Source organism: Hornefia porci, assembly GCF_001940235.1.
Taxonomy (GTDB): Bacteria; Bacillota; Clostridia; order Peptostreptococcales; family Anaerovoracaceae; genus Aminicella; species Aminicella porci.
Genome location: NZ_MJIE01000001.1, coordinates 411,269 through 423,930, shown reverse-complemented (window position 1 = coordinate 423,930; position 12,662 = coordinate 411,269). Strand labels below are relative to the sequence as shown.

At 46.5% G+C, this 12,662-nt stretch carries 12 protein-coding genes; 9 read left to right on the top strand and 3 right to left on the bottom strand.

What is annotated here, in order from left to right; translation table 11 throughout:
- Positions 1-117: 117 nt before the first annotated feature.
- From BHK98_RS01860 to BHK98_RS01835, 6 genes are all read left to right on the top strand, one after another.
- Positions 118-1,830 carry a DUF262 domain-containing protein gene (locus tag BHK98_RS01860; protein WP_075711959.1) on the top strand — a complete coding sequence of 571 codons (1,713 nt, stop codon included), beginning with the start codon at positions 118-120 and terminating at the stop codon, positions 1,828-1,830.
- Positions 1,831-2,113: 283 nt separating this feature from the next.
- Entirely contained in the window at positions 2,114-2,482 is a 369-nt protein-coding gene (locus BHK98_RS01855; RefSeq protein ID WP_075711958.1) for a hypothetical protein, read from the top strand.
- A complete protein-coding gene (tnpB, locus tag BHK98_RS01850) occupies positions 2,476-2,841 on the top strand; it encodes an IS66 family insertion sequence element accessory protein TnpB (RefSeq protein ID WP_083628006.1) in 366 nt (121 codons plus the stop codon). The genes BHK98_RS01855 and tnpB overlap by 7 nt, the downstream gene beginning before the upstream one ends.
- A gap of 102 nt (positions 2,842-2,943) precedes the next feature.
- On the top strand, positions 2,944-4,587 hold the full coding sequence (tnpC, locus tag BHK98_RS01845) for an IS66 family transposase (protein WP_075711957.1): 1,644 nt from the start codon (positions 2,944-2,946) through the stop codon (positions 4,585-4,587).
- An 880-nt stretch (positions 4,588-5,467) separates the two neighbouring features.
- On the top strand, positions 5,468-7,009 hold the full coding sequence (istA, locus tag BHK98_RS01840) for an IS21 family transposase (protein ID WP_075711956.1): 1,542 nt from the start codon (positions 5,468-5,470) through the stop codon (positions 7,007-7,009).
- 6 nt (positions 7,010-7,015) lie between these two features.
- Positions 7,016-7,540, top strand: coding sequence for an ATP-binding protein (locus tag BHK98_RS01835; RefSeq protein ID WP_342718679.1), 525 nt, complete (start codon positions 7,016-7,018; stop codon positions 7,538-7,540).
- Positions 7,541-7,574: 34 nt separating this feature from the next.
- Here the strand turns inward: BHK98_RS01835 and BHK98_RS14155 are convergent, their stop codons facing one another.
- On the bottom strand, positions 7,575-7,904 hold the full coding sequence (locus tag BHK98_RS14155; RefSeq protein WP_465250929.1) for a hypothetical protein: 330 nt from the start codon (positions 7,902-7,904) through the stop codon (positions 7,575-7,577).
- A gap of 167 nt (positions 7,905-8,071) precedes the next feature.
- Here BHK98_RS14155 and BHK98_RS01825 point away from each other — a divergent pair, with 167 nt between their 5' ends.
- The 3 genes from BHK98_RS01825 to rhuM are packed head-to-tail and all read left to right on the top strand — an operon-like array spanning position 8,072 to position 9,098.
- Entirely contained in the window at positions 8,072-8,326 is a 255-nt protein-coding gene (locus tag BHK98_RS01825) for a hypothetical protein (protein WP_075711955.1), read from the top strand.
- Positions 8,327-8,364: 38 nt separating this feature from the next.
- Positions 8,365-8,670: a hypothetical protein gene (locus BHK98_RS14150; RefSeq protein ID WP_465250928.1), complete on the top strand. Its 306-nt coding sequence runs from the start codon at positions 8,365-8,367 to the stop codon at positions 8,668-8,670.
- Positions 8,667-9,098 carry a RhuM family protein gene (rhuM, locus tag BHK98_RS14145; protein WP_465250927.1) on the top strand — a complete coding sequence of 144 codons (432 nt, stop codon included), beginning with the start codon at positions 8,667-8,669 and terminating at the stop codon, positions 9,096-9,098. Before BHK98_RS14150 ends, rhuM begins: the two co-directional genes overlap by 4 nt.
- 9 nt (positions 9,099-9,107) lie before the next feature.
- Here the strand turns inward: rhuM and BHK98_RS01815 are convergent, their stop codons facing one another.
- Positions 9,108-10,421, bottom strand: a complete 1,314-nt coding sequence (locus BHK98_RS01815) for an ISL3 family transposase (protein WP_075711954.1) — start codon at positions 10,419-10,421, stop codon at positions 9,108-9,110.
- A gap of 467 nt (positions 10,422-10,888) precedes the next feature.
- Complete coding sequence (locus BHK98_RS01805; protein ID WP_075711952.1) at positions 10,889-12,472, bottom strand: transposase; 1,584 nt, start codon at positions 12,470-12,472, stop codon at positions 10,889-10,891.
- Between the last annotated feature and the right edge of the window lie 190 nt (positions 12,473-12,662).

Genomic DNA, 12,662 nt, shown 5'->3' with positions numbered 1-12,662 from the left:
TATGCCTTGACAGCGGATATGAGAACTGTACTGGCGGAACTGATGGGAAACTTTCAGATTGCTTTTTATCAAACAGCCGAGATATCAGTGTTCAAGCGCAGAGGGAGGAGAATATTTATGGCTTTTGATGCACATGAAAATAAAGTAAGAGAACTTTTCAATAGAAAAATATACCATATTCCACGTAATCAAAGACGATATGTCTGGGATAAGGACAATTGGCAGGAGTTATTTGATGATGTTTTGTGCGTTGTTGATGGGAAACTTTCTTCTCATTTTTTAGGAAGTATAGTTTTAAAAACAGATCCTGAAAATAATGGTTTGCCTTGTTTTTCAGTAATAGATGGTCAACAACGAACTATAACACTGGCGATTTTTCTTTCTTGCATAATGTACTGGATGAAAAAACTTGGGATGGAAAACGATTTTAATGGCACAAAACCCTATATAGTCGCTAAAGATGATAAAAATAACGATGTCATAATGGTAACGGCTGAAAATAATGAATCATTGGAAAATATTATACAGAAAATAGTAAACAGTTCTGATGAAGATATGAAAACGAAATCTATACCCGCTTTTGTCGATGGAGGATTGTTACATAAAAGCGATAAAAAGATAGGAAACGCTTTTAAGTTCTTCCTTACAAAGATAAATACTTTTTATGAAGACAAGGGGAGGGATTTAAATAAATTGCTTCAGCTACGTGATGCAGTTAGAGATATTACGTTTGTTAATATTACAGCAACAACTGAAGAGGATTCATATACAATTTTTGAAATATTAAATGCGCGTGGAATGGACTTGGAGGATCATGAATTATTAAAGAACTATATCATGAGATATATCCAGCCAGAAGCTAATAGAGATAGGGCTAAAACAGCATGGTATTCAATTGAACAGAAACTTGGTGGGAATACAAATATAAAAAAATTCATAAGGCATTATACAACGCATAGGTATGGAACGCATCGTAGTAAAACAAATACATCTGATTATAAAATAATTCAGGAGTGTAATAAATCTAAAGATACACTTGAACTACTTAGAGATATTCAGAAAAAATCTGAATATTATTTAAAGCTAATTTCTCCGAGCAAGACGGATGAGCTATCTGGCTGTACTGAAACAGAGTATCGTATTTATTCATTCTTTAAAAAAAAGAGGCAAGAACAGATGAGACCGGTGCTCTTAAGCCTAATTACCAAAAACGTAGAAGGCGCTCTTACAGATACTTTATATAATGAAACTATTGAATTTTTATATAATTTTTATGTTTGTTATAACATTATTGGAGAAGCAAATTCTAACAGGCTCACAAATACTGTAAATAAATATGCAGATATTATTTGTAACGATTTTTCCGAAAATAATGTGGTCGAGTTTATTGAAGAGTTAAGGAAAAAATTACCTTCAAAGGGGATGTTTGTTAATTCTTTTAAAAACGTTGGGTGGTCACATAAAAAAAGCATCTTCGAAGGAGAAAAAAATAAGGAACGTGTGCAAACTGTTTTAGAAGTATTAGAACGCTATAAGAATCATGGAATTTTTTGTGATGATTTTACAATTGAACATGTGCTCCCAGATAGTAAAGACACGGATAACGGGCAAATTGGAAATCTACTCCCACTTGAACATACCTTAAATAGAAATTGTAAAGATAAAGTTTTAGCTCAGAAATTGCCAATCTATAAGCAATCTTCATTTGCAACTGCTAGAAATTTTGCAGACCTATATCAGAATGGAAATTTTGATCCGAATAAACGAACAGATTTTATGGCAAAACAATTTTATGATGAAATTTTAAAGTTTCCCATAATACGAGAATAAAAGAAGAAGCAGATCATACGTTTAAACATCACTTAATATTCGGACTAACTGTGGATATAGGCTTCTTGGTATTAATGATTAGAACCTAATAGAGCGATAGAATGGCGGAGTTCATTTTGTGATGGTCAAAAAATTATTAGGTTGAGACATCTTAAATCTTCAGGTACTTCTGCTTTTGTAAGGTAAGCGTAAAATGGCAGGTACATAGAACAAGTAAAAGAAATCCTCTACAATAATGTCAGAAGTTAAGGCTCCTGACATTATCGAAATGAGGAGAAAAGCAATGTATTCAGATGGTGAGAATAAAAAAATAGCGGACTACATCCGCTTAGCACAGGAATGGCGGGTCAGCGGAATGACCCGAACAGAGTTTGCCAGAACAAAAGGTCTGAGCAGAGATGTTGTGGCATACCGGATTCAACGAGTTCAGGAAGTCGCTCCGGAGATGCTTGCCGTATCCGCGGTGAACAAGCCGGAGTTTGCTCCGGTACCGAATGAACTTGTCAGCGCATCCGAAAGGGAGTGCAATGAGGATTCGGTGTTATCCCGGCCTGTTCTGACGGTCCGAACCTCCGGAGGTCTTCTTCAGGTGAGCAATCAGGTTGAACCGCAGATTCTGAAAGCCGCGTTGGAGGTGATGGTGACATGCTGAATAACCTGAATGCCAATCAGTACCAGAATGTATATATCGCCTGCGGGTATACCGATCTGCGTCTGGGAATCGATGGGCTGGCCGCAATCGTACAGAGCCGGTTTCATCTGAATCCGTTTCAGAAACGCACACTGTTCCTGTTTTGCGGAAGACGTGCCGACCGGATCAAAGGATTGCTTTGGGAAGGTGACGGATTCCTGCTTTTGTACAAAAGGCTGGAGAACGGAAAATACCGGTGGCCGCGCAGCACCGACGAAGTTACACGCATGAGCGCACAACAGTACCGCTGGCTGATGGAGGGCTTGTCAATTACGCAGAAGAGCCGAGTAAGAGAAGTACATCCGAAGAGTTCATTCTGAAGGATATGCGGGCATCTGCCTGCATATCCTTTATGATGAAAATGATGCGGTTTCGAGGGAAAAAGGCTTTTTTTGTATCTCCAGAAATGGTATAATTAAGATATGGAAAATAAGCAGGCACTCAACCCAAAAGAGCTGAAACAACTGGATAAAGATGAACTGTGCAGGATGATTCTGGATATGCAGCAAACCGTACAGAAGAAAGAAGAAATCATCGCTGCCAATGAAAACCGGATCGATATTCTGACGCAGGAGGTGAAACTTCTTCGGGCGCAGCGTTTCGGGCGCAAATCCGAGGCAGACGATAAGGAAGAGTTCGATGGCAAACAGATGGCCATGGAATTTACCTTCAATGAAACGGAAGCAGCTGCGGATACCGCAGAAAAGGACGAGACGGTTATCGTTTCGGGGCATACCCGTAAACGTCGTCCGAAAGGTAAGATAGAAGAGGATCTGAGCCGGCTTCCTAAGGCAGAACCAAAACATTTCCGGATGGAGGAGGACGAACTGCAGAAGATATTCCCGAAGGGATATCAGGAATTACCTGTGGATGTCGTCCGTCAAGTCGAACACAAACCCGCGGAATACTATGTGCAGGAATACCATGTCCATGTCTACCGTGACAGGGAAGACAGCGGTCATATTGTCCGGGCCGCCGCGCCGAAGAAACTCTTCGGGAAGGGGCTGGCCAGTCCGTCACTGGTTTCCGGAATTATGAACGGAAAATTTGTTAACGCCCTTCCGCTCTACCGGATCGAACAGGAATTTGAACGCAATGATGTTCCGATCAGTCGTCAGACGATGGCCAATTGGATGGTGATGGCATCAGAGCGATACTTTTCACTGCTCCTTGATTGCCTGAAAAGGCAGCTCTTCACCCATCACGTCATCCACTGCGATGAAACACCGATGCTGGTCATCAAGGATGGTCGGAAAACAAAGTCCAAAAGCTACATGTGGGTCTATCGTTCCGGCATATTGGATCCGCATCCGGTGGTGATCTTCGACTACCGGAAGACCCGTCATCATTCTCATCCGCAGGAGTTTCTCGGCGACTTCAACGGCGTACTGGTGACGGACGGATTCGAAGCGTATCATAAACTGGCCCGATTGCGAAGCGGTGAGTTGACCATTGCCGGGTGCTGGGTGCATCTGAACAGAAAATTCAAGGACGCACTTAAGGGATTGGGGAAATCCGGTCAGAATACCGCAGCCGGATCGATTGCCGCAGAGGCGGTGAGGAAAATTGGAGAGATCTTCGCTCTCGATAACACTCTTGATGAAATGACATCGGAAAAGAGACTTCAGATCAGAAAAGAGACACTGAAGCCCGAAGTCGATGGTTTCTTTGCATGGCTCAAAGAGCACCGCAGTGATGTAACACTGAAATCATTGACCGGCAAAGCGATCACCTATGCATTGAATCAGGAAGAATATCTGAGGGTATTTCTGGATGATGGCGATGTTCCGATGGAAAACAATGCAGCCGAGCGCGCGATCCGACCCTTCTGCATCGGTAAGAAAAACTGGGTCATGAGCAACACGATCCATGGTGCCGAGGCCAGCGGCATCGCTTACAGTATCGTCGAAACGGCAAAGGCAAACGGCCTGAAGCCCTATGAATATATGAAATACTTGCTGGAGGTGATCCCACAGCACATGGATGATACCAACCTGGATTTCCTGGACGATTTGTTACCCTGGTCGAACACTCTGCCTGAAAAATGCCGGAAGGCGATTAAATGACAACCCGTTGATTCACGTCCTCCATTGCCGCCATGGAAAATGGCGGTTTTTGTTTGGAGGCTTATGATTTGTCGCTTACTTTGTAAGGTGGAGACAGCTTAGGATTTGTGATAGATTAACTTTGATTACAAGCGGAATTCCGGTCTTTCGACCACTTCCCGAAGTCGTAGGAAGGTGTACAAAACCGCCTAATTTGCCTTGACCGTTTCCCTTTGACAGGCGGAAAATGGCGAATTTATACGCTAAGCTCGTCGCATACAGAAAGCGTGTGTTTATTGAAGAGGAAAGATTGATAAGAACGAATCACTCCTTGGGAGCAGCCGTTTAATAAGCGAAATATTGCAGCAGGCCATGAATCAATACCTTAATGGTATGCTGACAAATGAACTGTTATGACGCAATGTGAAATCTGGGTTGACAATAATGACATGGACGAACGCATCAATGTTTATTCGGATAGTCTGCGTCAATATGTGAATAAAGCATATAATATAGATTTTGTTGCAGAGCCGCGCCTGAGTTACAGGATGATGGCAAAGTTTTATCTAAACTCATGGCAGTCACGCAACAGTCGCTTCTGGCGATGGATGAAATCGACAGCATCATAATGGAAGATAAGCTGGTTCTTTTCTTTGATCTATATACAGGCAAAGGAATGGGCCCAGGATAAGGTTGTTGGACAGATGGAGATTTAAAGCTTTGTCGGTGCAATTGCGGGAAAATGAGTATTCTGGGGTGAGATCCATCACCTGTCCGGCTTTCGGAAATCATCATTCCGCCAAACCGGAAATCAGCATTCCGGAGATGGAAATCACCGGCACACTTCCTTAGAATGAAGATATGCGCCACGGTGTAAATCTATTCTAAGGAGGTCAACAATATGACCCGGTATCGTGAGATCCTTCGGCTTACGGCCTTAGGACTTTCTCAGCGGAACATCATGCAAAGCATCAATGTTTCGCAGAAAACTGTCGTCAAGGTTCAACGACGTGCAGGGGAATTAAAACTCTCCTGGCCGTTAGATGAATCCATGACAGACATTGAGCTTGGAAAGCTGATGTTTCCCAAGGAACCGAAGCAGACTCTTAAAAAGATGCCTGACTTCGATTACATCCGCAAGGAGCTGCTCCGTAATGGAGTCAACAAGAAGCTCCTGTGGACGGAATACCTGGAGGAATGCCGCCAGTCGGGCGAAAAGCCTCTCATGTATTCACAGTTCTGCTATCACATCCAGCAGGATGAGCAGAAACGGCGTGCTACCATGCATGTGCCCCGAAAGCCCGGTGAACAGATCGAAGTGGACCGGGCAGGAGATCCTGCCTACCTCACCGATCCTGATACAGGTGAATCGACACCGGCCCGGATATTCGTTGGGGTCATGACGTATAGCATGTATCCGTATGTCGAAGCCTTTATCAATGAAAAACAGCGTGCCTGGATCACGGCCCATGTACACATGTATGAGTACTTTGGCGGTGTGACTCGTATCCTCGTTCCGGACAACCTGAAAACGGCTGTCGTCCACAACAACGACTGGTACACACAGGAACTCAATACCGTTTATCATGAAATGGCTGAGCACTACAACACAGCGATCCTTCCTGCCCGTGTGCGGGCTCCGAAGGACAAGCCGAATGCAGAGGGATCCGTTGGGGTCATCTCCACATGGATCACTGCCGCACTCCGTAATGAACAGTTCTTCACGCTGACCGAACTGAATCGGTCCATTCGTGAAAAGCTTGAAGAATTCGTCCATCGCCCCTTTCAGAAGAAAGAGGGCAGCAGGTACGAGATCTTCGTGAAAGAAGAGCTGCCATTACTGAGCAAATTACCGGCTACCCGTTATGAGCTGGCCGAATGGAAGTCAACCACTGTTCAGTTCAATTATCACATATCTGTCGACGGAATGCTATATTCCGTTCCTTACGAATTCATAAAACGTAAGGTCGACGTACGGATAACTGACCAGGTAGTCGAGATTTACTTTAACCATAACCGGATCGCCTCTCACCGCCGCAGGTACGGCCGTAAGGGGCAGTACAGCACAGTAACGGAACATATGCCGGAAGACCACCAGAAATATCTTGAGTGGAACGGCGATCGTTTCCGCAAATGGGCTGAACGCATCGGTAGCAATACATACAAGGTCGTTGACGCGATCCTTACCTCACAGAGGATCGAACAGCAGTCCTATCGCAGTTGTATGGGGCTTCTGAAGCTGGCGGACAAGTATTCTCCCCAGCGCCTGGAAGCCGCCTGCACGAAGGCTCTGTCATACACTGCGAGCCCCAGCTACAAGTCTGTGAAGAACATTCTTGCCGCCGGGAAGGACAAACCGGATAAGGACGAGTCCGAATCCAATGCTGTTAAATCCCATAACCCCCACGCGATCACCCGCGGCGGGGACTACTACAGGAGGTAAATGATCATGACGAACCAAAGCACGATTGACAAACTGATTGAAATGCGCCTGACATCCATGTCTGATGCATTCATCACACAGATGAACGATCCCCGGATGAAGGACGTTGCCTTCGAAGACCGCTTCGGGATGCTGGTCGACGTCGAATACAGCAACCGAAAGGCCAACAGCCTCAAACGCCTCATTCGCAATGCCGGCTTTGATCAGCCTGAGGCTTTCATCGCTGACATCAATTATACATCCGGGAGGAAGCTCAATCGAGAGCTGATCGAGCGGCTCTCCACCTGTGAGTATATTGCAGAGCACCGGAATCTGTTTATCACCGGAGCGACCGGCAGCGGCAAGACATACCTGGCATGCGCCTTTGGTATGGAAGCCTGCAAGCAACGTTACAGGACAAAGTATGTCCGACTTCCGGATCTGCTCCTTGAGTTTGAACTTGCACGCTCCGATGGGACGTACAAGAAAGTTCTGGCCAACTATCGCTCAATGAGAGATGTATACGGCCTGGACCCGGCAATGAGCGAGTGAACAGATGGCATGGCCCCGTTCCGGCGGATGTCTTCTATCCCTGGAACGGCGGCTTCGCCGCATTGGAAATCAGTAGTACTGATTTCCATATGCCGGACTGGTGCTTTCCGGTTTGCCGGATTGGCGCTTTCAGCGCACCAGAATATCCAGAAAACACATTGATGGTCTCTTTGCCACGACTGCAAGGTTTTCGCAAAAGGCAAAAGATTACGCGAATACGCATCATATTATTCTGGTCGATGGCGAGCGACTCGTAAAACTGATGATCGAGTATAATTCCTGCGTGTCGGCCAGGAAGTTTTTTGAAATCAAAGCCATTGATACAGATGCGCTGGCTGAATACCAAGACGATTAAACCTATCAACGATAACGATTGTTTCTTGAGCAGAATGAATCGGCATTCAGATTACCGTATTGCATGCTCTGAAACGAGAACTTACAGAAGTGGTAAAATCCCAGAAGCAGTTAGAAGGCAGGTATGCCCAACATGCAATTATCGAAGAATACTTTGGAGAATAAACGGATATAACGATGGACGGATTTTATATCAACTTTTATTTCAAAAACATAGAATACGACGACGGATTTTACGGAGGGGTTTTCTCATCACCAGATTCTGATGTTTATTGTGAGTTTCTGTATGACAGAGAGACGAAGGCGTTTATAGACATATGGAATAACAGCAAGCCAATAGATGAAATTATGTCGATCCCTATTTGGTGGCTCGACAAGAAGCTCGAAGAGAATGGTGAGCTCCGGAAGAACGAAAGTAAAATCAGCGTTTAATGTTTTGGAGAAGAAATAGCAGGAAGGAGGATGCCTGTTTGAAAAAGAAAAAAGGCGAAATTACCATCCGTTCCAGCGCAGCGGAATACCTGACATATGTTGCCTCTGTTGGCGACCAGCAGGACAGTATTGAGATGCGCTATGAGGATGAGAATACATGGCTGACACAGAAGATGATGGCCACATTATATGATGTAGATGTTCGTACAATCAATGAGCATATTAAGAAGATTTACTCCGACTCAGAGCTTGAGGAAGAGGCAACTATCCGGAAATTCCGGATAGTTCAAACCGAAGGCTCACGTCAGGTGACCGCGATACGAAACATTACAATCTCCAAATGATTATTGCTGTTGGATTCAAGGTAAACAATGAGCGAGCCGATGCAGATAAGCCGCACATGGGACTGACCACTTGGGCAGCAGCACCGGAAGGTAAAATTGTAAAAAGCGATGTGAGTGTTGCGAAGAATTATCTTTCAGAGGAGGAAATGCGTTCATTAGAGCGTATTGTTTCGGCTTATTTGGATCTGGCAGAGGACCGTGCAGAACGTCATATCCCGATGACGATGGAGGACTGGGCAAAGCGCCTGGATCTATTCCTGATGGCAGATGACAGAGAGGTCCTCCAGGACGCAGGCAAGATCACAGCAGAGATTGCCAAAGCTAAAGCAGAGACAGAATTTGAAAAGTATCGTGTTATTCAGGACAGATTATTTATGTCTGATTTCGATAAGTACATGCTGGAATTGGAAGAAAATGCGAAGAAATAGGAGGCATCATCAACATGTGTGGGTCAAAATCTGACCTTTCCACGGCAGACTCACCTCGATATCTGAGCATCGCAGCATGATCATGTCCATCATGTTGTCAATGTTTCTGAATCCGTAAGCCATACGGATCGTCAGCTTGATCTTGTTGTTGACTGCCTCAATGCGCGCATTGGACAGCTTGTGCTCCAGAGTTGCCAGAATTGCATCGTAGTGCCGGCGGATCTTTCGCTGCAGTTCCACGAACTCCGGGATCCTGCAGTGCTGTGCCCACTTGATGAAGCGATTCAGTTGTTCCTTCCCTGCATCCAATCCGTAATGGAACACCAGCCGCAGTTCTTCCTTCGGAAGGTATGCCCGATACAGGCGGTTGTCTTTCCTGGCAATCAGTTCAAGCTTTGCCCGTTGCTTCTCGGTCAGGTTCTCCGGAGCCTTTCCAAGAGCGAACTTACTGGATTTGATGTCCTTCGCTGTGGTATCCGGCTTTGGCGTATCCCCGGATGGCCTTCCCGGTTTGCGCTTCGTCTCAGAAGAGACCTTCTTACGGGCATCGTTCCAGGCGGCAGCGCGGACTTTGTCCAGAGCTTCCATGGCCCACTGGACAACATGGAAGGGATCGATGCAGCGTTCGGCATCGGGACAGTATTCATCTATACAGGACTGGATCCATTTGGCGCCGTCGCCGGAAACAAGCTGTATAGAAGCTCTCTGCTCCTTTGTCAGCTGCTTGAAGAACAGGGAGAAGACACCTTTTCCATGTCCTTCGTGAACCCAGATGACCTTGCCGGTATCATGGTTCACAATGACCGTAATATATTTGTGGCCCTTCTTGTAGCTGGTCTCATCGACGCCGATGTTCACCAGTCCATCGAAACGGCTCTTTGGATCGAAGTCCGCATCTTGCCGGATCCGACTGATGATCGGACCGACAGTGTTCCATGAGATCCGCATGAACTCAGCCGTTACCTTACGGGAACAGTTCACCGCGACCCATGCAGTCATATGCTCGAAATCGTATGTGAATGCCGAGTCGTGCCTGGCCCATGGAACAGCACAGGCAACAACACCATGCTCGGGGCAGTTGACCCGATAGACCTCTGACTCCAGATACGTTTTATGCGTGTTCATGTCACAGGTCCGCCAGCGCCTGATCCCGCTGCCGGCATCATATCTCGGAGCTTTCCGGCCGCATTTGCCGCAGCGGCATTGTTCGCCCTTCGTCGGGTGAACACGGACGATAATCGAATCGTCCGAACCAAAAGTTACATTATCGATGGCAGTGTGCTTGACATTCAGTGCTTTTTTGAGTATTGTTTTGGTAAGCATACAGATTCCTTTACGTAAGAGATTTTTGTTGCAAAAAATATCCTACAGGAAATTGTATGCTTTTTCAATTGTTTTCAAGGGTCACGGCACTTCAGTCACCCACACATGCTGATGAAGAGCCAGAAATAGTTGAACAGTGTATCGCGTTCGATGCAGGACTTTCAGGCATAATAAGGTCGAGTGCATGGAAGTTTAGTCATCAGATAGGTCAAAAAATAGCCGTTGACTTGCTCTCTGTAGGTGTGATCTGAATAGCGGAATGTATCAATGTTTTTTGCTACAGAATTTGTTGATATGTCTCCGCAAACCATATGGTTATAAAAATATCTGATATGCTAAGGCCGGTTAGTTGAAGACCCAAGTGCAGAGGCCAACGGATTGTCCGAAAAAAGACGGGATTGGAAATCAAATGAAAAATCAAAGAAAAAGGGTAACTGTATATATTAATACATTCCCAATCTGCCGGACTATACAGTACCGGCAGACGGGGTTGAATCCTTCCGGGGACGACCGCGCTTGCGCTTAGGCTTCGGCTCGGTTTCATCCTTGGGCTTGGGTTTACGCCCACGCTTCTTCGGTGCCGGTTTCGGCACAGGCCTTGCCAGACCGAGTGCTTCAAGCTCATCGAATACGAGTTGCAACGTGTGAACCCAATAGCCATCATCAGTCGCCGGCTCCTCCGGAGCATCTGCCTTTCGCCAGGCAGATGCCAGGTCATCCATCAGCTCGCCGTAGGATATCTTCTCGAGTAATCCTGCGTTCTGGGCCTTGCGGATAATCCGACAGGTGGCAACCGTTGATATGAAATTGATGAATTCGCTGCCGATGACGGAGAAGTCTCCCTGAACATCGGTGTGGTCCAGGCATTCATCGCTCTTGTACCGATTGAAGACCATCTCCAAAAGCCAGCGGTCTTCGTAACAGAGGTATGCGGCTTTTGGTTCCAGATCCTGATCGGATTCAAGAACGATCACTCCGAAAGTTGCCTGCTTCCTAGCATATTTCTCAGGAGAGAAGGTTCCTTTCTTCTGAGCATTCGCCAGATACGAGGCTTCTTCGGCGGATGCCTTCCTGGCATCCTTGAAGGCATACAGGTATCGGCCACCCTTGATCTGCTTCTTCTTGTAGACCACATAGGCATCGATGCCGGACAGCACGCCTTCGAAAGCGAGCATGTCATTGCTCGATATACGTGTGTCATTGCGCTTGATCGGTGTGAGGAAGTGCAGATCCGGACGTTCCTGTAGTTCCTCCTTGATCTTGCTTGGTGGGAATCCCTTGTCAGCGACAATGATCCCTTTGCGGATGTCATTGTCACGGATGAACGCCGGATAACTGCTAGCATCGATGCTGTTGCCGGGGAAGACCTCAGCGCACACCGGCTCCATCCGTTCAATGTCGTAGGCATACAGGACGGATACCTCGCAGATGCCGCGCACTTTTGCCTTGCGGGAGTACGCAGACAGGTCATTGACCTTGCTGTTGTCCTGCTTCAGCATCCCGTCGATGGCAATGTGATGGTCGGCAGCCGTTGCCTTCATTCGCAACTGGTAGAACTGTCTTCGTCTGGATCCGTTCATCCCGATCCGCTGAAGCAGACTGCCGATGGAATTCCTGGACATGGCTGCACCGGGATAATCTTTGCATACGAACGTCCTGAGGTAATGCGTCCGCGCTCGATCCGCTGTAATGGCTGGCTTGATAACCCGGAGGGTAGCCAGAGACATCATTGCATAGACATCGGATGCGTCGTATACCGCAAGCAGATCCTCCTTAAGGTCTGCAGTCACAGACTTGACCAGAGCAGATGCTCCGTAGGACAACATGTCCGGCAAGTCTGCACCCGGATCCTTTTCGGGGAGAGGAACAAACTTGTAGTCAATAATGTGACCGATAACCTTGCCGTTTTTTGGCTGCGGGTTGCCGCCGGGAACGTATTTCGAGGATCCTCGCTGCCGGACAGCATAGCGTTTGGGGCCATCCCCACCGTTGTCATCTACAACGGTATTGACTGGCCGGGGGACCGCTCTGATTTCAGCTGGTACTGGCATAAAAATCAACTCCTTTATATAGTCCTATTATATCATATCTGGACTATATATGGTAGTGCTTTATGCACTTTTTTACAAGAATCTTTCGCAGATTCTGGGGTGCTGCGCCGCCAAAAGGAGCTGTTTTCCAGGGTTGCTTGTCAACTGGTGCCTTGCTTTGAGGCGTAACACGGTATATTTGGCTGGATTA